The organism is Modestobacter lacusdianchii, assembly GCF_054177765.1.
The window spans coordinates 48852-69625 of record NZ_JBJJTJ010000015.1; the positions used below are offsets into that span (position 1 = coordinate 48852).

Here is a 20774-nt window from a genome sequence, read left to right on the forward strand (position 1 = left end):
GAGCAGTCCGTGATCCGTCTGACGCGCCTCAACGGCGAGCACTTCGTGCTCAACGCCGAGCTGATCCAGCGCGTGGAGGGCCACCCCGACACCGTGGTCACGCTGCGGGACGACACGAAGTACGTCGTCACCGAGACCGTGGACGAGGTGGTCCGCGAGGTCCGTGACTACCGGGCCGGCATCCAGGCGGTCGCCTTCCAGATGGACCGCGGTGTCTACCGCCCGCCGACGACCACCGACCTGCAGGGCCCCGAGGACGCCTCGGTCGTGCCCTTCCCGAGCCGAGACGAGCGCTGAGCCATGGACCCCGCCACCCTGATCGGGTTCGCGATCTCCCTGATCGCCTTCTTCGTCTTCATGATCCTCGAGGGCGCCGACCCGACGTCGCTGATCTTCCTCCCGGCGATCGTGCTGGTCATCATCGCGACCTTCGGCGCTGCGCTGGCCAGCCAGACGATGGCCGACCTGAAGAAGATCCCCGTCTGGTTCAAGATGGCCGTGCTGCCGGCGAAGGTCGCCCCGGCGACCGAGCGGATCCAGACCCTGGTCAGCCTCGCCGAGAAGGCCCGCAAGGAGGGCCTGCTCGCGCTGGAGGCCCAGGTCAAGGACATCGACGACCCGTTCCTGAAGCGCGGCCTGCAGATGAGCATCGACGGCACCGACCCGGAGGACCTGCGGTCGATCCTGGAGGGCGAGATCGCCGCCAAGAAGGCCGAGGACAAGGTGGCGAGCAAGTTCTTCACCACCATGGGCGGCTACGCGCCGACCATCGGCATCCTCGGCTGCATCGTCGGCCTGATGAACGTGATGGGGAACCTCAGCAACCCCGAGCTGCTGGGCCCGATGGTCTCCGCGGCGTTCATCGCCACCCTCTGGGGCGTCATGGCCGCCAACTTCTGGTTCCTGCCGATGGGCGCCAAGATCGCCCGGGTCAGCGAGCTGCAGGCCGCGCAGATGGAGCTGCTCGTCGAGGGCATCGCCGAGATCCAGGCCGGCACCAGCCCGCGCACCGTCCGGGCCAAGCTCACCTCGCTGGTGCCGCCCAGTGAGCAGGAGCGCGAGGCGGCATGAGCAAGAGCGGCGGGCACGGCGGCCACGGTGGTGGCCGCCGCAAGAAGCACGAGGAGCACGAGGAGCACGAGAACCACGAACGGTGGCTGGTGTCCGGCTTCGACATGATGACGCTGCTGTTCGTGCTGTTCGTGGTGCTCTACGCGATGAGCTCGATCGACCTGGCCAAGTTCACCGCCTTCGCCGAGGGCGCCCGCGAGGGCGGCGGCGCCCCGGTCACCATCCTCAACGACGGTGCCGCCATCGACGCCCCGACGGAGAACGACAGCCCGCTCAAGCCCGTGCAGGTGGCCCAGGAGGCCGCCATCGACGGCACCGCGCAGACCGCGGCAGAGCAGGCGGCGGCCGAGGCGGCCGCCGCGGCCGCGGCCCGGCAGAACGCCGCCGAGGCGCAGGCCGCGTACGACCAGCTCGCCGCCGCCCGCGCCGCACTCCAGGAGGCGCTCGCCGCGGCCGGCCAGTCCGGGGCGGCCGAGTTCGTCATCGACGAGCGCGGCCTGGTCATCCACGTGGTCTCCGACCCGGTGCTCTTCGCCCCCGAGTCGGCGACCCTGCAGCCCCAGGGCACGGTCGTGCTCGACGCGTTGGCGCCGACGCTGATCGGTCTGCCCAACCAGATCGAGGTCGAGGGGCACGCCAACTCCCTGCCGGTGACCCGCGGTGGCCCGTGGCCCTCCAACTGGGAGCTCTCGGCGATCCGCGCCACCACCGTGCTGCGGCACCTCGCCGAGTCCGACGGCATCCCCGACACCCGGATGTCCGCGGCGGGCTACGGCAGCACCCGGCCGCTCGTGCCCGACAGCGACCCCAGCTACGTCACCGTCAACCGGCGGGTCGACGTCGTCGTCCTGTCCGACGCCTCGGCCACCGCGAACGCCCTGCTGCCCGGACTCGAGGCCGCGGCCCAGTAGCCGATCAGCCCCACCGAGCAGCACCACCGACGCACCGCGCGCACCCACAGCCACGCGGGCACCGACTCCGAGGGAGGCCACGGATGAGCAAGAAGACCAAGAAGGAGACGCCCGAGGACGAGGACGCCGCGGGCGGCGGCGGCAAGAAGAAGTTGCTGGTCATCGGGCTGGTCGTCGTCCTGGCGCTCGGTGCCGCGGCGTACTTCTTCCTGTTCAGCGGCAGCGGCGAGGCCGAGGCCGAGCCCGCACCCGAGGCAGGCACCGTCGTCCTGGCGGTCGAGCCGGTGGCGATCAACCTCGCCGGCGGCAGCTACCTCAAGCTGGGCTTCACCCTGCAGATGTCGGCCGCCTACGACCTGAACGCCGGTGGCGGTGGGCACGGCGCCGCCGCTGCGCCCGACGGCTCCAAGGCGCTGGACATCGCGATCTCGCACTTCTCCGGCGCCGCGCTGTCGGACGTGCAGACCAACCGTGAGGCGATGAAGGCCGCCTTCGAGGCGGCGGTCGTCGAGGCCTACCACGGCGACGTCTACGAGCTCTGGTACACGGAGTACGTCACCCAGTAGAAGGACCCCCTCGCCCCCCAGCACTCGCACGCTCGTGCCGGGGCCCTACGAGGGGGCCGACCAGCACCACACCAGACGCTCCTCCCCCACCGTCCCCAAGGGAACGCACCGGCACCAGCCGGTACCGGAGAACCGGTACCGGCTGGTCTCCGGCGGTCAGGGTCGACCACCCCACCGCCGATGAGGACATGCGTGAGCCTGTCCGACACCGTGGCCGAGGCGCCCAGCGTCCCCGCCCCCCGGAACCCCGACGGGCAGGGGCGTGCCCGGCGACGGGAACCACGCACCTACGACTTCCGTCGCCCCACGAAGCTCTCCCGTGAGCACGTCCGCATCCTGCAGATCGCCCAGGAGGCCTTCGCCCGCCAGGCGACGACGACGCTGACCTCCGCACTGCGCACCGGGGCGCGGATGGAGCTGGTCGGCATCGAGCAGTTCTCCTACGACGACTACATCGCCACCCTGCCGCCGTCCTACTTCCTGGCGGTCTTCACGCTCGAGCCACTGCCGGGCAAGGGCCTGCTGGCCTACCCGCTGGACACCGCGATGGCGATGGTCGACCACATGCTGGGCGGCGCCGGCGCCGGCGAGCAGCCCAACCGGCCGATGACCGGCATGGAGAGCAGCATCACCGGCCACCTGCTGGAGCAGCTGCTCGAGCAGTTCGCCGACGCGTTCGCGCACATCACCGCGCTGCAGCCGGCCCTGGACGGCGTCGAGTACAACCCGCAGCTGGCCCAGGCCGCGTCGGGCTCGGAGACGGTGATGGTCTCCACCTACAGCATGCGGATCGGCGCCCGCGAGCCCGAGGCCACGCTGGTGCTGCCGTTCTCCGCCTTCGCCGGGCCGCTCAACAACGCCGCCTCCCCGCAGCTGTCGGAGTCCGCGCGGATCAAGCGGCAGCGGGCCTACGAGGCGCTGACCGAGCGGCTCAACGACGTGCCGGTGGACGTCAGCGTGCGGTTCAACCCGATCGAGGTGCCCTCCGGCGACCTGCTGTCCCTGGCCGTCGGTGACGTGCTGCTGCTGCGGCACACCCAGGACAGCCCGCTCGAGGTCACCACCAACGACGTGACCTTCGCCCACGCCCTGCCGAGCAACCACCGGCGCCGCCTGGCCGCCGAGATCGTCCCCGACATCGTCGCGACCGCCGCAAAGGACCACCCATGACCACCGCCTTCGGCACCTCGTCGGACTCCGAGACCATCGCCACCGCCGTCGCGTCCGCCGCCCAGGCCGCCGCGGCCGCGCTGCCGGCCGAGCTGGACCTGCGCGCCGGGGAGACGGTGGCCGACCCCGAGTCGGTCCCGCTCCCCGCCACCCCCGGGGCGGCCGTCACCGCCGCCCTCGGCGGCGAGGTCAGCGGCGACATCGTGCTGGTCCTCTCCGAGGAGATCGTCAGCGCGCTGACCAACTCCCCGGTCGGCCCGATGGACGTCGCCACCGCGCTGCGCCCCGCGCTGGAGGCTGCCGCCTCGGCCCTGGGCCGGGTCCGGGTGGCCGCCGAGCGCGTCGAGGAGGTCGTCCCCGCGCTGGACGGCCTGCGCGACAAGGGCGTCTTCCTCGCCGTCCCGCTGGTCAACGGCAGCGAGATCGCCGCGACCCTCGCCCTGCAGGTCACCCTGCCGCAGCGGCGTGAGCGCCGCGGCAGCCTGGACCTGCTGCGCAACGTGGCCATGGAGGTCACCGTCGAGATCGGCCGGACCCGGATGACGGTCTCCGAGCTGCTCTCCCTGCACCCCGGTGAGGTCGTCGAGCTCGACCGGGCCGCCGGCGCGCCGGCGGACCTGCTGGTCAACGGCACCCTGATCGCCCGCGGCGAGATCGTCGTCGTCGACGAGGACTTCGGCCTGCGGATCAGCGAGATCGTGACGGACGCCGACACCGGGGTGGCCGGCGCATGACCTGGATGATCATCCGCCTGGTGCTCTGCCTGGGCTTCATCGCGGCGGTGCTGCTGTTCGCCAGCCGGCTGGCCGCCAAGCGCGGGCTCGGCGGCACGACCGGGGTGATCGAGGTCGTCGCCCGCCAGCGCATGGGCCGGGCGAGCAGCGTCTCGGTGCTGCGGGTCGCCGGGCGCGTGCTGGTCGTCGGCTCCACCGAGGAGCAGGTCACCCTGCTCGCCGAGGTGGAGGACGACGAGCTGCAGACCGCGCTGGCCGCGGCCCAGGTGCGCCCGTCCGCCACCGGCGCCGCCGGTGACCTGGACGGGGTGCCCACCCCCCGCCTGCCGGCCCGCGTCGGCTCCCCTGCCCTGGCCGGGTCCGTGCTCGACCGCGGCACCTGGACGTCGGTCGTTCAGGAGCTGCGCGAGCGGACGGTGCGGCGGTCGTGACCACGCTGCCCGCGCCGGCCCCCCGCGGCCGGTCGATCGCGCAGCGGTCGGCCCTGCTGCTGCTCGTGCTGCTCGGCGCCGTCGTCGCGATGGTGCTGCTGGCCGGGCCGGCCTCGGCCGCGCCGACCGCCCCCACCGCGCCGACCGCCCCGACCTCCCCGGTCGTGGACGACGGCGGGCTGGACATCTCCATCGGCGGGGACAGCCCGAGCACCGCGGTCACGCTGATCCTGGCGATCACCGTGCTCTCGATCGCGCCGTCCGCGCTGCTGCTGGTGACCTCGTTCACCAAGATCCTGGTGGTCCTGGCGCTGACCCGGAACGCGCTGGGCCTGCCCACCTCACCGCCGAACCAGGTGCTCACCGGCATCGCGCTGTTCCTGACCATCTTCGTGATGGGGCCGGTGTTCGGTGACATCAACGAGGTCGCCGTCCAGCCCTACCTGGACGGCGCGATCACCGCCTCGGCGGCCTACGACTCCGGCGTCGAGCCGCTCAAGACGTTCCTGCTGGACAACACCCGGGACGACGAGCTGAAGCTGATGATCGGGCTGTCGGGAGAGGAGCGCCCGGCCGACGCGCAGTCGGTGAGCATGCTGACCCTGGTGCCGGCGTTCGTGCTCTCGGAGCTCAAGAGCGCCTTCATCATCGGGCTGGTCGTGTTCATCCCGTTCCTGGTGCTGGACATGCTGGTCAGCGCGGCGCTGATGGCGATGGGCATGATGATGGTGCCGCCGACCGTCGTGTCGCTGCCCTTCAAGCTGCTGCTCTTCGTGATCGTCGACGGCTGGGCGCTGATCACCACGGCGCTGGTGGGGTCGTACGGATGAGCCGCGTGACGACGGGCGAGCGAGCATCGCAGGGAGCGCCAGCGACCGAGGAGCGGAACGAGCTCGGAGGCGCGCAATGAGCGACGCAGACGTCACCGACATCGCGACCCAGACGATGATCGTGGGCGCCAAGGTGGCCGCCCCGATCCTGCTGACCGCCCTGCTGGTCGGCTTCATGATCTCGCTGTTCCAGGCCGCCACCCAGATCCAGGAACCCACCCTGTCCTTCGTGCCGAAGATGATCGCGGTGGCGATCGCGCTGCTCGTGACCGGCAACTGGGTGCTCTCGGAGCTCGTCTCCTTCACCGACCAGTTGTTCGCGTCGCTGCCGCGATTGCTCGGCAAGGCCTGAGCCGGCATGGACCTCGAGGTCCCCTCGGCGACGCTGGCGGCCCTGCTGCTGGCCAGCACGCGGGCCACCGGGTTCATCGTCCTCGCGCCGCCGTTCAACTCCAACGGCATCCCGCGGGCGGTCAAGGGCGCGCTGGCGCTCGCCCTCGCACTGGTCGCCTTCCCGCACATCACCGGTCTGATGCCGGAGATCACCGCGGGGTTCCTGATCGTCGGGGCGGTCACCGAGGCGGTCATCGGCGCCGCGCTGGGGTTCATCGTCCAGGTGCTGTTCGCCGCCGTCCAGCTGGCCGGCGACGTCATCGACCTGGCCGGCGGCTTCTCGCTGCAGCCGGCCTACGACCCGATGTCGCTGACCACCAGCGGCGTGATCGGCAAGCTGCACTACCTGCTGGCCACCACCCTGCTGTTCACCAGCGGCGGGCACCTGCTGCTGGTGCGGGGGTTCGTCACCTCCTACCAGGGGCTCCCGGTCGGCGGCGCGCTGCCGACCGACCAGCTGGCGGCGACCCTCATGACGGCCTTCTCGATGATGTTCCTGGCCGCGATCCAGATCGCCGGGCCGATGGTGGCCGTGCTGCTGCTGGCCGACGTGGCCCTGGCCCTGCTGTCGAAGGCCGCGCCGGCGCTGAACATCTTCGCGATCGGCTTCCCGGTCAAGATCATGATCACGCTCACCCTGCTGGGCCTGACCTTCCCGCTGCTGCCGGCGGCGGTGGACTCGCTGATGGACACCGCGCTCGACGCGATCACCTCGTTGCGGAGCGGCTGACGTGCCCCGGGGAGGAGGTGACTGATGGCGAAGGACGGTCCCGGCGGGGAGAAGACCGAGAAGCCGACACCGCAGAGGCTCAAGAAGGCCCGCAAGGAAGGCCAGATCCCGCGGACGCAGGAGCTGGGCACCTGGCTGGGCGCGGCTGCGGCCAGCGTGCTGCTGCCGATGCTGGTCGGCAACGCCTTCGACTCCGCCCAGGAGCTCTTCGTCCAGATCGGCAGCGTGGCGCGGCAGCCCGAACCGGCCGCGCTGTCGCTGCTGCTCGGTCAGGCGCTGACCCTGTTCATGACCTCGCTGCTGCCCATGGCCCTGGCGATGATGCTGATCGGCACGCTCGCCTCGGCCGGCCAGGGCGGGGTCACCCTCGCCACGAAGGCGATGAAGCCGACGCTGAAGAAGCTGAACCCCTTCCCCGGGGTCAAGCGGATGTTCGGCACCCAGGGCATGTGGGAGGCGACCAAGGCGATCATCAAGACCGTCGCGCTCGCCGCGGTCATCATCGCCACCTCCTCCAAGGCCCAGGAACTGGTCGCCGCGTCCGGCGCCATGCCCTTGGGCGAGGTGACCCGCGCCTTCGCCGACTCCGCGGTGCTGATGTTCCGGGTCGTCGGCATCACCGGACTGGTCATCGCGATCGCCGACTACCTGGTGGTCCGGCACAAGATGATGAAGCAGCTCAAGATGAGCCAGTACGAGATCAAGCAGGAGCACAAGCAGTCCGAGGGCGACCCGCACGTGAAGGCCCAGCGACGGGCCACCCAGATGGCGATGTCGCGCAACCGGATGATGTCCGAGATCGCCGACGCCGACGTCCTGCTGGTCAACCCCACCCACGTCGCCGTGGCGCTCAAGTACGACCCGATGAAGGGCGCTCCCCGGGTGGTCGCCAAGGGCGCCGGCGAGGTGGCGGCGAAGCTGCGCTCCCGGGCCGAGGAGTGCCGGGTCCCGATGGTCCAGGACATCCCGCTGGCCCGAGCCCTGCACGGCTCCTGCGAGATCGGCCAGGAGGTGCCCGCCCAGCTGTTCACCGCCGTCGCCCGGGTGCTGGCCTTCGTCATGCACCTGTCCGCCCGCGGGGTCCGCGGCGGCATGCACCGGCCGGGCTTCGAGGCCCCCGCCCTCGACGGGCTGCCCAAGGCGGGTCGGCGCCGCTGACCCCTGCTCCCCCACCGACCCCGCCGTCCACTCCGACCCCCCGCTGAACGGGGCGGTGCGGAGCTGTTGTGACGGACGGGGCTGGCGGGCTGCCGTCGTCCCCGCCGCGGTACGGACCGTTCCCCGGGCTGCCGAGAAGGTCCCTGAGGGAGCGCCCCGGCGCACCGCCGGAGGACGACCGCACAGGAACGAGGGCCCGTGGGAAAGCTGACGAAGGCCGCCGTCCCCATCGGGGTCGTCTCGATCGTCCTGATGCTCGTCGTGCCGCTGCCGGCGCCCGTGCTGGACCTGCTGCTGGCCCTCAACATCGTCGGCTCGCTGCTCATCCTGCTGGTGGCGATGAACATCAAGCGGCCGCTGGACTTCGCCATCTTCCCGTCGCTGGTGCTCATCGCGACCCTGATGCGGCTCGCGCTCAACGTCTCCTCGACCCGGCTGGTGCTCACCGACGGCTACGCGGGCAAGGTCATCGAGGCCTTCGGGCACTTCGTCATCGGCGGTTCGCTGATCGTCGGCCTGGTGATCTTCGTGATCCTCACGATCATCCAGTTCGTCGTCATCACCAACGGTGCCGGCCGCGTCGCCGAGGTCGGCGCCCGCTTCACCCTCGACGCCATGCCGGGCAAGCAGATGGCGATCGACGCCGACCTGAACGCCGGCCTGATCAACGAGAAGCAGGCCCGCAAGCGGCGCAGCGAGGTCACTGCCGAGGCCGACTTCTACGGCTCGATGGACGGCGCCAGCAAGTTCGTCAAGGGCGACGCCATCGCCGCGATCATCGTCACGCTGATCAACCTGATCGGTGGCATGGCGATCGGGGTCATGCAGCGCGGCATGGCCCCGGGCGAGGCGGTCTCCACCTACTCGCTGCTGTCGGTCGGCGACGGCCTGGTCTCGCAGATCCCGGCGCTGCTGATCTCCACCGCCACCGGCCTCATCGTGACCCGCTCCGCCTCTCAGGGCGACATGGGCTCGGACCTGATCAGCCAGCTGTCCCGCAACAAGCAGCCGGTGCGGATCGCCGGCATCGCCGCGCTGGCGCTCTGCCTGATCCCCGGCCTGCCCAAGCTGCCGTTCCTGGTGATGGGCGGCGTCTTCCTGTTCCTCTCCACCAAGCTCACCGACCGGGTCGAGGAGGACGACGACGACAGCCCCGCCGCGCAGCTCGCCGCCGCCGAGCCGCAGCCGGACTCCCCGGAGGCGATCGCCGACCGCATGCGGGTCGACCCGCTGGAGCTCGAGGTCGCCTTCGACCTGGTCGAGCTGGTCGACACCGCCCGCGGCGGTGACCTGCTGGACCGGGTGAAGGCCCTGCGCCGCAAGGTCGCCATGGAGACCGGACTGGTCATCCCGCTGGTCCGCACCCGCGACAACCTCGACCTGCCGGCATCCCAGTACGTCATCTGGCTCAACGGCGTCCCCGCCGCCAGGGGCACCTCGCCGGCCGGGACCGTGCTGGCGATCGGCGACCACCTCGACGGGCTGCCGGGCAAGGCCACCCGCGAGCCGGTGTTCGGCCTGGCCGCCAAGTGGGTGCCCGCCGAGCTGCAGCGGCAGGCCGAGATGGCCGGCGCGACCGTGGTCGACCGCTCCTCGGTGATCACCACGCACCTGGCCGAGGTCGTCCGGCAGAACGCCTCCGCCCTGCTGGGCCGGGAGGACGTCAAGGTGCTGGTCGAGATGGTCCGGCGCTCGCACCCGGCCGTGGTCGAGGAGCTCACCCCGACCCTGCTCAGCCTCGGCCAGGTGCAGCAGGTGCTGCAGGCCCTGCTGGACGAGGGCGTCTCGATCCGCGACCTGGTGCGCATCTTCGAGGCCCTCTCGCTGCGCGCCAAGGTCTCCACCGACCTCGACGGCCTGGTGGAGGCCGCCCGTGCCGCCCTCGGTGCCGCGATCAGCCACCCGCACGTCACCGAGGACGAGCGCCTGCACGTCATCACCCTCGAGCCCTCGTTCGAGCAGCGGCTGCTGGAGTCCGTCCGGCAGACCGAGGGCGGCCAGGTGCTGGCCCTCGACGGGCACACCGTCGACCTCCTGGTCCGTGGCTGCACCGACATCCTCGAGGACGCCGAGCGGCTGAACCTCTCCCCCGTGCTCGTCTGCTCGCCCCAGGTGCGAGCCGCCCTGTCCCGCCTGGTCCGCCAGGTCCTGCCCCGCCTGCCGGTCATCTCCTACAACGAGGTGTCCCGTACGGCACAGATCGAGTCCCTGGGAGTGGTGAGCGGTGCCGTCGCAATCCGTTGAGGCCGCCACGCGTGACGAGGCCATCGCCGCCGCACGCGAGCAGTTCGGCCCGACCGCCCGGGTCGTCGGGGTCCGCCGCATCCGGTCGGGTGGGATGTTCGGGTTCTTCACCAACGAGCGGTTCATCGCCGAGGTCGAGGTGCCGGCCGGCGGCGCGAGCCCGGCCGGCAGCACCGGCGGTGCCGTGCTGGAGGGCGCCGCGGCTGCCGCGCCCGCCGCCCTGTCGCTCGACGACCGCATGCAGGAGCTCGCCGACCTGCTCGGCGCCGCCGGCCAGCAGACCCCGGACGTGGAGACGTACAGCCGGGCCGTGCCCGGCCGGTCCCTCCGCGCCGACGACGAGGCGCCCGGGCGCGGCTCGGCCCCCGCGCGCTCGGCCGCTGCGCCGGCGCGCTCGGGCGCCGTGGGCCGCGACTCGATGCCCACCCACTCCGCCGCCGCCGCGGCCGCGCGGATCGCCGCCGCCCCCCGGACCCCACGTCCGGCCTCGCGGGTGGCGGCCGCCCCGGCCGGTCAGCGGACCGCCGCGGCCAAGCCGTTCACCCCGGCCCGGCACACGCTGATGCTGTCGGCGGAGGAGCTGCGCGCCACCCGCACCACCGCGGACGAGCCGGCCGTCGACGAACCGGCCACCCCGTCGCCGTTCGCCGCTGCGCTCACCCGCATGGTCAGCTCCAGCCCGGTCCAGGCCGCCGCCGACGCCGCGGCCGAGGACGCTGCCGCCGCCGCCGCTGCTGCCGAGGCGGCCGCCGCGGACGTCGCTGCCGCCCAGGCTGCTGCGGTGGAGGCCGCCGCTGCCGACGCCGCCCGGCTCGCCGCGGCGCGGATCGACGCCGCCGCCGCGGAGGCGGCGCGCACGCAGGCCGCCCGGATCCAGGCCGCCGCCGAGGCCGCCGCTGCCGCGGAAGCCGCCCGGATCGAGGCCGAGCGCATCGCCGCCGAGGCCGCTGCTGCCGAGGCCGCCCGCATCGAGGCTGAGCGCATCGAGGCTGAGCGCCTTGAGGCCGAGCGCCTTGAGGCCGAGCGCATCGCCGCCGAGGCCGCCCGGATCGAGGCCGAGCGCATCGCCGCCGAGGCCGCTGCCGCCGAGGCCGCCCGCATCGAGGCCGCCCGCATCGAGGCTGAGCGCCTTGAGGCCGAGCGCCGTGAGGCCAAGCGCCTTGAGGCCGAGCGGGTCGCCGCCGAGGCCGCCCGGATCGAGGCCGAGCGCATCGCCGCCGAGGCCGCCCGGATCGAGGCCGAGCGCATCGCCGCCGAGGCCGCCCGGATCGAGGCCGAGCGCATCGCCGCCGAGGCCGCTGCCGCCGAGGCTGCGCGCGTCGCCGCCGAGGCTGCGCGGATCCAGGCTGAGCGGCTGGAGGCTGAGCGGCTGGAGGCCGAGCGGCTGGAGGCTGAGCGCATCGCTGCAGCCGCCGAGCGGCTCGCCGCCGAGGCCGCGGCCGCCGAGGCCGCCCGGGTCGCGGCGGCGCGCGCCGAGGCCGAGCGCCGGGAGGCCCAGCGGATCACCGCCGAGGCCGAGCGGATCACCGCCGAAGCGGCAGCCGCCGCGGCGGTCGCCGCGCAGCCGGGCGACGAGGTGCCGGGCGACGAGGTGCCCGCGCTGTCGATGGTCGAGTCGGTCCGGTCCGCCGACGAGGAGCTCGCCGAGCTGCTGGAGGAGGTGCTGGCGGCCAACGGCACCGGGCGTGGCCGGCACCGCTTCCCCGAGGTCGCCGCGCAGGACGACCAGGACGTCGTCGCCGCGGTGGACGCCGGTGCGGTCGTCGGTGCAGCTGCCGCCGGGCCCGCGGCACCCACCATCCCCTCCGTCGCCCCCCAGGTCCGCGACGTCCCCCGCCCCTGGGCCTACGCGGCCACCGGGGCGCAGCCGAGCGCGTACGACACCGGCGCCCACCGCATCGACGCCCTGGGCGACGACGCGCGGGTGGCCCAGCGCGCGGCGCAGGTCGCTGCCGCACAGGACCTCGTGGTGGACGCCGTCGTCGTGGACGAGGCTCCCGCCGAGGAGGTCCGGCGGGTGGCCCCCCGCCCGGTGGAGGCACCCTCCGAGCGCTTCGTGCTGCCCATGCCGGTGGCGCCCGCCCTGGCCCGCACCGCCAGCGACCCCGCGCCGCTGCCGATGGACGCCACGACCATCCTGCCGCCGCTGTCGCTGATGCCGCCGCAGCGGTTCGGCACCTCGAACGGCCTGCCGCCGCTGCTGGCCTCGCGCCCGGGTGTGCCGCCGGTCCGGCGGTCGCGCCCGCCGGTGCCGGCCAGCCGTCCCTCGGTGACCGGCCGCCCGCGGGTCGCCCCGCTGCCGGTGGCCGCTGCCCCCACGCCCAGTGCGCTGCCGTCCGGCGCCGAGACCGGCACCCGGCTGGCCACGGTCACCCGGCTGGTCCCGGCGCCGTCCACCGAGCTCGCGCCCTACACGGTGCCCGGTCCCGAGGAGCTCGTCGGCCAGCTGCTCACCCTGGGTCTCCCGCACTCCCTGCTGGACGCCGACTTCGCCGTGGACGCCGCCACCCGGGGGGTCTACGCAGCCCTGACCCGGACGCTGGCCGAGCGTCTGCCGGCGGCGCCGGAGGTGCCCGCCGGGAGCGGCGAGGTGCTCATGGTCGTCGGCCCCGGTGCCGAGACCCTGGCCGCCGCCCGGTCGCTGGCGTTCTCGCTCCGGCTGGAGCCCGAGGACGTGCAGTGGGCCGCCTCCGGCGCACTGGCCGGGATGGCCCCGGAGAGCAGCCGGATCACCTCGCTGGAGACCGCGATCGAGCGTCGCCGCGCCAGCGGCTCGCGCGGCACGACCACGATCGTCGCCGTCGACGCACCCCTGCGGACCGCCGGTGGGCCGTGGCTGGAGCACATGCTCTCGGTCTGGACGCCGGCGGCCGTGTGGGCGGTCATGGACTCCACCCGCAAGCCCGAGGACCTGGTCCCGTGGCTGGACGCGCTCCCCCGGCTGGACGCGGTCGTCGTGCAGGACACCGATGCCACCGCCGACCCGGCCGCCGTGCTCGGTCACGTGTCGGTGCCCGTCGCGCTGGTCGACGGCGCCCGGGCCACCGCGCACCGCTGGGCGTCGCTGCTCTGTGAGCGCCTGGAGGAGATGGACGCGTGACCAGTCCGTTCCGCCGGGACGTCGTGCTGACCGCCTTCGTGCTGGCGGTGCCGCTGCTCCTGCTGGCACTGCGCGGTGACCTCACCGTCGACGAGGTCGTCACCCGGCTGCCGTGGTGCCTGGCCGCCGGCTGGGCGGCGGTCGCGCTGATCCGCTGGGCGAGCACGCCCCCGAAGCCGCAGAAGACCGCGGCGACCGCCGCGGCGACGACGGACCCGGCGGAGCCCGCGGGCCAGACCAGCAGCTCCTGACCGACCACGCCGGACCGACAGGGCCCCGCCGTCCAGCCGGACGGCGGGGCCCTGGTCGTCCCGGTGCGTGCGCCCCGCGCAGCGGCTCAGAGGGGCAGGTCCTCCAGCATCTCGGTGACCAGCGCCGCGATCGGGGAGCGCTCGGAGCGGGTGAGCGTGACGTGGGCGAACAGCGGGTGGCCCTTGAGCGCCTCGATCACCGCGGTCACCCCGTCGTGCCGGCCCACCCGCAGGTTGTCGCGCTGCGCGACGTCGTGGGTCAGGACGACGCGGGAGTTGGTGCCCAGCCGCGAGAGCACGGTGAGCAGGACGCCCCGCTCCAACGACTGCGCCTCGTCGACGATGACGAACGAGTCGTGCAGCGAGCGCCCGCGGATGTGGGTCAGTGGCAGCACCTCGATGAGCCCGCGGGCGATGACCTCCTCCAGCACGTCGGAGGAGACCAGGGCGCCGAGGGTGTCGAAGACCGCCTGCGCCCAGGGCGCCATCTTCTCGCCCTCGCTGCCGGGCAGGTAGCCGAGCTCCTGACCGCCGACGGCGTACAGCGGCCGGAAGATCACGACCTTCTTGTGCGCGCGGCGCTCCATCACCGACTCCAGCCCGGCGCACAGTGCCAGCGCCGACTTGCCGGTGCCGGCCCGGCCGCCCATCGAGACGATGCCGATCTCGGGGTCGAGCAGCAGGTCCAGGGCGATGCGCTGCTCGGCGGAGCGGCCGTGCAGGCCGAAGGCGTCCCGGTCGCCGCGGACCAGCCGCACCTGCTTGTCCGGCGTCACCCGGCCCAGCGCCGACCCTCGGGAGGACAGCAGCACCAGCCCGGTGTGCGTGGGCAGCTCGGCGGCCGAGGGCAGGAACGCCGTGCCGCTCTCGTAGAGCTCGCGGATCTCCTCGTCCTCCAGCGACAGCTCGGTCATCCCGGTCCAGCCGGCGTCGACCACGCCCAGGCCCCGGTACTCCTCGGTCGCCAGGCCGATCGCCGCCGCCTTCACCCGCAGCGGCACGTCCTTGGTGACCAGGCAGACGTCGCGCCCCTCCGAGCGCAGGTTCAGCGCGACCACCATGATCCGGCTGTCGTTGCTGTCGTTGCGGAAGCCGGCCGGGAGCACCGACGGGTCGCTGTGGTTCAGCTCGACGTGCAGCGTGCCGCCCTGGTCGCCGACCGGCACCGGGGCGTCCAGCCGGCCGTGCTCGACCCGCAGGTCGTCGAGCTTGCGCAGGGTCTGCCGGGCGAACCAGCCCAGTTCCGGGTGGTCGCGCTTGTCCTCGAGCTCGCCGATGACGACGAGCGGGACGACCACGTCGTGCTCGTCGAAGCGCAGCAGCGCGCCCGGGTCGGAGAGGAGCACGGAGGTGTCGAGGACGTAGGTGCGGCGAGTGCTCACGAGTCGGCTCCCAAGGGGCGACACCCTGCTGGCAGGGCGCACCCCGGCTCGAAGGTGGCCGGGCCCCGGCGCTGGGGCCGGGACACGGCCCCCTTGGTGAACGATCTCCGTCGCACCAACCGGGCCTCCCGTGGAGGGCGAGGTGAGCTCGTCCTCCACCCCGGACGCTAGGCCCTCCCACCGACAGGAGCACTCTCCTGACACGCCAACGGGTGACGTGTGGGACTCCGTTCGTCCGCTGGACTCCTGCCGGAAACGTCGCGCGCCCGGTTCCCAGCGGCCGCCGGGGCCCAATCGCCGGGCAACGGGTCGCCGGGCAACGGGTCGCCGGGCAACGGGTCGGCGGGGAACGGGTCGCGGGATCAGCTCCGGGCAGACGACCGGTCGTCCGGGTGGCGGCGGACCGCGGCCAGCGCCCAGACGACCGGCACGAGGAGCACGGGCCACTGCAGCGACAGGTCACCCAGCCACAGCAGCCCGACCAGCAGCAGCGCCGCCAGCCAGCCCGCCGTCCACAGGCCCAGCAGCCGCCGCTCCCCCGGCGTCCCGTCGTCCGGCACGGCTCAGGCGCCGGCGAGCTCGGCGGTGACCACCGCCGGGGTCAGCGGCTCGTCGAGCAGGCGGAGGAAGCGGTCGGCCACCGGCTGCCCGGCCGGCCGGGCGGCGAGCCACGCCGACAGCAGGTCGAAGCCCTCGACGTAGGTGGAGATGTAGGCCCGCCACAGCGGGTCGGTGAGGAAGCGCAGCTGCTGCACCGCCCGGTCGTGGCTGACCAGCCCCCAGCGCTGCAGGTGGGCGATCACCACGTCGGGATCGGCACCGCGGTCGTGCAGCAGGATCGCGGCGTCCTGGCGCACCCGGTTCAGCGGTGCCGCGGCCGCGGCGATCCGCTCGGCCAGGTGCCCGTCGAAGCGCAGCCCGAGGTCACCGAGGACGTCGGCGGCCCACGGCCCCCACCCGGCGCCGATGGACGCCTCCACGCCGAGGTCGGCCAGCCCCTCGGCCATCAGGCACTCCGGGGTGTTCACCAGGAAGACGGTGTGCTCCAGGTGCTGGTCGCGCTCGACCAGGCCGCGCTCCTTGCGGCAGTGCTCGGTGTGGTGCCCCGGGTAGGACTCGTGCGCCACCAGGTGCGGTAGCTGACCGAGCCGGTGCGGCAGGTCGGCGTTGATCGCCACCCGCGACCGGTAGTCGCCCTCGTAGTAGTTGAACCCCGACCACGGCTTGTCGGTGACCACCTCGTAGCGCACCGTCTCGACCTCCGGCAGGCCGTACTGCCCGCGCACCCGGTCGCGCAGCGCCGAGGACAGCGCGTGCACCGCCGCCTCGAGCCGCTGCGGCGGGCACTCCTCCCGCCGCCGGTGCACCGCGTAGCGCTCGGACAGCGTGCCGCTGCCGGGCAGCAGCCGCTCCAGCTCCGCGTGCGCGGCGGCGTACTCGGCCGGGTCGCCCAGGGTGACCGAGACCTGGAAGTAGGCCTCCACCTCGGCGATGAACCCGACCGGCTCCCCGCCCAGCTTGCGGGCGCTGCACTCCAGGCCGGTCAGCTGCCCGCGCAGGTACGCCGTCCGATCGTCCGGCAGCGCGGCGGAGTCGAGCTCGGCCAGCAGGCCCCGCGCCTGGTCACGCAGCTGCTGCGGGCTGGGCGCGGGCTCGTCGGCGACCTGGGCCCGCAGCCGCGGGTCACCGGTGTAGGCATCGACGAAACCGGGCTCCAGCCGGTCGAAGCGCAGCCCCAGCCGCACGTACTCCAGGGGGACGTCGACCGCGCCGGCTGCCATGCCCGCAGTCTCCCAGCCGCCGTCCCGGCGCCCCCCAGCGGCCATGTCCGCCGACTTGGCCGCCGTCCCGCTGGCCCCCCGGTCGGCGGTCAGCTGCCGAAGCGGCGGTGCCGGGCGGCGTAGGCACGCAGCGCCCGCAGGAAGTCGACCCGGCGGAACTCCGGCCAGTACACGTCGGTGAAGTAGAACTCCGAGTGCGCCGTCTGCCAGGTCAGGAACCCCGACAGCCGCTGCTCGCCGCTGGTGCGGATCACCAGGTCGGGATCGGGCTGCCCGCGGGTGTACAGGTGCTCGGCGATGTGCTCGACGTCCAGCACCTCGATCAACTCGGGCAGCGTCGTCCCCCGCTCGGCGTGCTCGGCCAGCAGCGACCGCACGGCGTCGGCGATCTCCCGCCGCCCGCCGTAACCGACCGCCAGGTTCACCGTCGCGCCGGGACGGTCCCGGGTGTCGCGCTCGGCGCGGGTCAGCACGGCGACCGTCTCCTCGGGCAGTAGCTCCAGCGCGCCCACCGCCCGCAGGTGCCAGCGACGGTCCGGGCCGGCCAGGTCACAGGCCACGCCCTCGATGATCCGCAGCAGCGGGGTCAGCTCCGGCTCGGGCCGGGTCAGGTTGTCGGTGGACAGCAGGAAGAGCGTGACCACCTCCACCCCGGCCTCGTCGCACCAGGACAGCAGGTCGGCGATCTTGTCGGCTCCGCGCCGGTGCCCCTCGCTGACGTCCTCCAGGCCGATCGCCTTCGCCCAGCGCCGGTTGCCGTCGATGATCACGCCCACGTGGCGCGGGGTGTCGGCGCCCACCAGGCCCCGGGCCAGCCGGCGCTCGTAGACGACGGTCAGTGCGTCCCGGACCCGTGCGCGCACCCCCACGCCGTCACCCTAGGTGCCGAGCGGCTGACCGGCTGGCTGCGGTGCCGACCGCGTCACGCGCCCGGCGGCAACCTCACAGCCCGTTCCGGGTGACGGCGGTACCTACGCCTCCGTAACCTCGGTCCATGAGCGTCTCCTCAGACCGCGAGGACCACGTCCGGATCACCGCCGACGGCGCCGAACTGGAGGCGCCGGCCGGCCCGGGGATCGACACCGTCCACGCCGAGGGCGAGCGCGTCCAGGCGGTGGAACGCGACGGGCGCTGGACCGTCGCCGACTACGGCGACTCCGACTTCACCCACCCCGACACCCGGCCGCGGATGCGCGGCTGGCTGCACCTGTTCGCCTTCTTCGGCTCGATCGCGGCCGCCGCCGTGCTCATCCCGCTGGCCTTCGTCGAGAGCCCGCGGGCCGGCTGGTCGGTCACCGTCTACTGCCTGACCATCCTCGGCCTGTTCGGGATCAGCGCGGCCTACCACCGCCGCCGGTGGTCACCGCGCGGCTGGAAGCTGATGAAGCGCGCCGACCACTCGATGATCTTCGTCTTCATCGCCGGCACCTACACGCCGTTCGCCCTGCTGGCCGTGCCGGAGCCGACCGGCTGGTGGCTGCTGGGCACGGTCTGGCTGGGCGCCGCCCTCGGCGTCGCCCTGAAGATGGTCTGGCCCACCGCGCCGCGTTGGCTCGGCGTGCCGATCTACCTGGCGCTCGGCTGGGCCGCGGTGTTCGTGCTGGTCGACATCCTGCAACTGGTCGGGGTCACCGTGCTGGTGCTCATGGCCGCCGGCGGGGTGCTCTACAGCGTCGGCGCCATCGCCTACGCCAGCAAGCGCCCCAACCCGTGGCCCGGCACCTTCGGCTACCACGAGGTGTTCCACGCGATGACCATCGTGGCCGCCACCTGCCACTACATCGGGGTGTACTTCGCGCTGTACAACTCGCCGTTCACATCGTGATCCTCCGGATCACACCGCGGCCAGGTGCCGTGCCCCGGGGGCGTTGAGCCGTTTCGTGGGCTGACGGCGGGAGCCTCCGGCCCCGCGCCGGCATCCCACTGCGGCCTACGGCCGCGGTCCGTTCATGTCGGGTGGCGGTCGAGTCCGCCCTCGGGGGGCCCTGCGGGCCCCCGCTCGGGCGGACGGCCTGCGGCCGGTGCGGCTCAGCTGAAGGGTGTGCGGTGGTCGAGCTTGAGGGAGGCTCGGCCGGCCAGGCGCCAGGCGCGGGCTGTGACGTCACGGTCGGCGTCGGTGACCAGGTTGCCCATGACGCGGAGGGCGACGGTCATCAGGGCGCGGGAGCGCATGCCGACCGGGCCGGCGGCGGGGAGCAGGCGGGGCACGGTGAGCAGGCCGGCCAGCCGGCGGGCGATGGAGAACGCCTCGCCGTAGTGCCGGCGCAGCATGGCCGGCCAGGCCTGCGACCAGTCGTCGTCGGCGAACAGCTCCACCACGCTGCGGCCGGTCTCCAGGCCGTAGTCGATGCCCTCGCCGTTCAACGGGTTCACGCAGCCGGCGGCGTCGCCGACCAGAGCCCAGTTGCGGCCCGCGACCCCCGACACCGCCCCGCCCATCGGCAGCAACGCGCTCGCCGGTGCCCGGACGGCGCCCTCGATCTGCCACTCCTCCCGCCGCTGGTCGGTGTAGAGCTCCAGCAGGCTGCGCAGCCGGACGTCGGCCGGACGGCGCTCGGTGGCCAGCGTCCCGACCCCGATGTTGACCTCGCCGGCCGCGGCACCCAGCGGGAAGACCCAGCCGTAGCCCGACAGCAGGTCACCGTCGGCGCCCCGGAGCTCCAGGTGCGAGGAGATCCACTCGTCGTCGCTGCGGCCGGAGCGCACGTAGCCCCGCGCGGCCACGCCGTAGGCGGTGTCCTTGTGCCACTCCCGGCCCAGCACCCGCCCCAGCGATGACCGGACGCCGTCGGCGACCACCAGCCGGCGGCACAGCACCGTCGTCGTCGAGTCGTCGGGACGGCGGAACACCACCGCGGCCACCCGGTCGCCGTCCCGTTCCACGTCCACGGCACGTGCACCCTCGACGGGGGTGGCCCCGGCGTCGAGGGCGACCTGCCGGATCCGGGCGTCCAGCTCCGTGCGCGGGACGGCACCACCGTGGTCGGGCAGCGAGCCACCGGGCCACGGCAGCAGCAGCTCCTGCCCGAACCCGGCGGCCCGCAGCCCACGGTTGCGCCCGTGCGACCGCACCCAGTCGCCCAACCCGAGGTGCTCGAGCTCGGCGATCGCGCGGGGGGTGAGCCCGTCGCCACAGGTCTTGTCGCGGGGGAAGACGGCGGCGTCGGCGAGGACGACGTCGGCGCCGCCCCGGGCTGCCCAGGCCGCGGCGGCCGACCCCGCAGGGCCGGCCCCGACCACCAGGACGTCGGTCTCGGTCGGCTCGACGCTCGTGGTCACCGCACCAGTGTCCTCGCCGCGGCTCAGCCGACGTTCGGGCCCCGGGAGCGGACCTCCTCCACCCCGGCCATCGCCGCGCGCAGCTCGGCCAGCCAGTCGTCGGTGTGCTGCCCGACCAGCCGCACCGCCCAGACCAGCGCCTCCGACCGGGACCGGGCCACCCCGGCGTCGACCAGGGTGTCGAGCACCAGGCGCTCGGGCTGCCGCAGCCGCGTCATCACCGGCACGGAGAGCGTGGTGAACAGCTCCCGGACGTCGCCGCAGGCCGCACCCCAGGCGACCGAGCGGCCGTAGCGCTCCTGTGCGGCGTCGGCGATCGCCATCCGCTGTCCCCGGGTCTGCTCCCGGAAGCGGGCGATCCGCCCGGCCCGGGCAGCCGCCGGGTCCCCCTCCCCCGCGTCGGGCTCGGGAACGGTGCCGACGACGGTGATCTCGTCGCGGTCGATGACCAGCTCGACCGGGCCGGTGAACCACTCGTCGGGCAACCGCCCGGCGAACCAGCCGGCGACCTCGGCACGCTCCACGGGTGGGCTGGCCTCGGCTGCGCGGCCGCGGGCACGACCTCGGCCGGAGGGGCCGTCGGGCGGGAATCGGTGGTGGTGGGTGAACACGGGGCCTCCTCGATCAGACGGACGCCCAGCACTGTAATCGTGTAATCTATGTGCGGGACGACCGATCGTTGCGCCGAGAGCGGACGTCCACGGCACCAGGAGGACGGCGGACAGCCGCCGTGCCGGGGCGCA

21 protein-coding genes are annotated in these 20774 nt (G+C 73.7%); 15 read left to right on the forward strand and 6 right to left on the reverse strand.

Annotation, left to right across the window (positions count from 1 at the left end):
• The first annotated feature begins 9 nt into the window (after positions 1 to 9).
• The 14 genes from ACJTNH_RS12605 (at position 10) to ACJTNH_RS12670 (ending at position 13589) form a co-directional block, all read left to right on the forward strand.
• The gene (locus ACJTNH_RS12605) at positions 10 to 297 is read left to right on the forward strand and encodes a flagellar FlbD family protein (protein WP_458176141.1); all 288 of its coding nucleotides are present in this window, start codon (positions 10 to 12) and stop codon (positions 295 to 297) included.
• Positions 298 to 300: 3 nt separating this feature from the next.
• The gene (locus ACJTNH_RS12610) at positions 301 to 1071 is read left to right on the forward strand and encodes a motility protein A (RefSeq protein WP_458176143.1); all 771 of its coding nucleotides are present in this window, start codon (positions 301 to 303) and stop codon (positions 1069 to 1071) included.
• Positions 1068 to 1982 carry a flagellar motor protein MotB gene (locus ACJTNH_RS12615; protein ID WP_458176145.1) on the forward strand — a complete coding sequence of 305 codons (915 nt, stop codon included), beginning with the start codon at positions 1068 to 1070 and terminating at the stop codon, positions 1980 to 1982. The genes ACJTNH_RS12610 and ACJTNH_RS12615 overlap by 4 nt, the downstream gene beginning before the upstream one ends.
• 83 nt (positions 1983 to 2065) lie before the next feature.
• Complete coding sequence (locus ACJTNH_RS12620; RefSeq protein ID WP_458176147.1) at positions 2066 to 2548, forward strand: flagellar basal body-associated FliL family protein; 483 nt, start codon at positions 2066 to 2068, stop codon at positions 2546 to 2548.
• A gap of 192 nt (positions 2549 to 2740) precedes the next feature.
• Positions 2741 to 3718 (forward strand): flagellar motor switch protein FliM, encoded by a 978-nt coding sequence (locus ACJTNH_RS12625; RefSeq protein ID WP_458176149.1) that lies wholly within the window; start codon positions 2741 to 2743, stop codon positions 3716 to 3718.
• Complete coding sequence (fliN, locus tag ACJTNH_RS12630; protein WP_458176151.1) at positions 3715 to 4452, forward strand: flagellar motor switch protein FliN; 738 nt, start codon at positions 3715 to 3717, stop codon at positions 4450 to 4452. The genes ACJTNH_RS12625 and fliN overlap by 4 nt, the downstream gene beginning before the upstream one ends.
• Positions 4449 to 4883 carry a FliO/MopB family protein gene (locus ACJTNH_RS12635; RefSeq protein WP_458176153.1) on the forward strand — a complete coding sequence of 145 codons (435 nt, stop codon included), beginning with the start codon at positions 4449 to 4451 and terminating at the stop codon, positions 4881 to 4883. Before fliN ends, ACJTNH_RS12635 begins: the two co-directional genes overlap by 4 nt.
• Complete coding sequence (fliP, locus tag ACJTNH_RS12640) at positions 4880 to 5713, forward strand: flagellar type III secretion system pore protein FliP (protein WP_458176155.1); 834 nt, start codon at positions 4880 to 4882, stop codon at positions 5711 to 5713. The genes ACJTNH_RS12635 and fliP overlap by 4 nt, the downstream gene beginning before the upstream one ends.
• Positions 5714 to 5789: 76 nt before the next feature.
• Positions 5790 to 6065, forward strand: coding sequence for a flagellar biosynthesis protein FliQ (fliQ, locus tag ACJTNH_RS12645; protein ID WP_299953731.1), 276 nt, complete (start codon positions 5790 to 5792; stop codon positions 6063 to 6065).
• Positions 6066 to 6071: 6 nt separating this feature from the next.
• Positions 6072 to 6836 (forward strand): flagellar biosynthetic protein FliR, encoded by a 765-nt coding sequence (gene fliR, locus ACJTNH_RS12650; RefSeq protein WP_458176157.1) that lies wholly within the window; start codon positions 6072 to 6074, stop codon positions 6834 to 6836.
• 24 nt (positions 6837 to 6860) lie between these two features.
• A complete protein-coding gene (locus ACJTNH_RS12655; protein ID WP_458176159.1) occupies positions 6861 to 7994 on the forward strand; it encodes an EscU/YscU/HrcU family type III secretion system export apparatus switch protein in 1134 nt (377 codons plus the stop codon).
• A gap of 198 nt (positions 7995 to 8192) precedes the next feature.
• The gene (flhA, locus tag ACJTNH_RS12660) at positions 8193 to 10238 is read left to right on the forward strand and encodes a flagellar biosynthesis protein FlhA (RefSeq protein ID WP_458176161.1); all 2046 of its coding nucleotides are present in this window, start codon (positions 8193 to 8195) and stop codon (positions 10236 to 10238) included.
• Positions 10219 to 13338 (forward strand): hypothetical protein, encoded by a 3120-nt coding sequence (locus tag ACJTNH_RS12665; RefSeq protein ID WP_458176163.1) that lies wholly within the window; start codon positions 10219 to 10221, stop codon positions 13336 to 13338. The genes flhA and ACJTNH_RS12665 overlap by 20 nt, the downstream gene beginning before the upstream one ends.
• Positions 13335 to 13589: a hypothetical protein gene (locus ACJTNH_RS12670; protein ID WP_458176165.1), complete on the forward strand. Its 255-nt coding sequence runs from the start codon at positions 13335 to 13337 to the stop codon at positions 13587 to 13589. The genes ACJTNH_RS12665 and ACJTNH_RS12670 overlap by 4 nt, the downstream gene beginning before the upstream one ends.
• An 86-nt stretch (positions 13590 to 13675) precedes the next feature.
• Here the strand turns inward: ACJTNH_RS12670 and ACJTNH_RS12675 are convergent, their stop codons facing one another.
• The 4 genes from ACJTNH_RS12675 to ACJTNH_RS12690 form a co-directional block, all read right to left on the reverse strand.
• Positions 13676 to 14971 carry a PhoH family protein gene (locus ACJTNH_RS12675; protein ID WP_458176167.1) on the reverse strand — a complete coding sequence of 432 codons (1296 nt, stop codon included), beginning with the start codon at positions 14969 to 14971 and terminating at the stop codon, positions 13676 to 13678.
• A gap of 362 nt (positions 14972 to 15333) precedes the next feature.
• Positions 15334 to 15531: a hypothetical protein gene (locus ACJTNH_RS12680; protein WP_458176169.1), complete on the reverse strand. Its 198-nt coding sequence runs from the start codon at positions 15529 to 15531 to the stop codon at positions 15334 to 15336.
• Positions 15532 to 15534: 3 nt separating this feature from the next.
• Positions 15535 to 16752 (reverse strand): DUF885 domain-containing protein, encoded by a 1218-nt coding sequence (locus tag ACJTNH_RS12685; RefSeq protein WP_458176170.1) that lies wholly within the window; start codon positions 16750 to 16752, stop codon positions 15535 to 15537.
• 89 nt (positions 16753 to 16841) lie between these two features.
• Positions 16842 to 17621, reverse strand: a complete 780-nt coding sequence (locus tag ACJTNH_RS12690; protein WP_458176172.1) for an isoprenyl transferase — start codon at positions 17619 to 17621, stop codon at positions 16842 to 16844.
• Between the two features lie 125 nt (positions 17622 to 17746).
• Between ACJTNH_RS12690 and trhA the strand changes: the two genes are divergently transcribed.
• Entirely contained in the window at positions 17747 to 18577 is an 831-nt protein-coding gene (gene trhA, locus ACJTNH_RS12695) for a PAQR family membrane homeostasis protein TrhA (protein ID WP_458176174.1), read from the forward strand.
• Positions 18578 to 18780: 203 nt separating this feature from the next.
• Here trhA and ACJTNH_RS12700 read toward each other — a convergent pair whose 3' ends face one another.
• Both ACJTNH_RS12700 and ACJTNH_RS12705 read right to left on the reverse strand, forming a co-directional pair.
• Complete coding sequence (locus ACJTNH_RS12700) at positions 18781 to 20031, reverse strand: geranylgeranyl reductase family protein (RefSeq protein WP_458176176.1); 1251 nt, start codon at positions 20029 to 20031, stop codon at positions 18781 to 18783.
• A gap of 23 nt (positions 20032 to 20054) precedes the next feature.
• A complete protein-coding gene (locus ACJTNH_RS12705; protein WP_458176178.1) occupies positions 20055 to 20555 on the reverse strand; it encodes a hypothetical protein in 501 nt (166 codons plus the stop codon).
• Between the last annotated feature and the right edge of the window lie 219 nt (positions 20556 to 20774).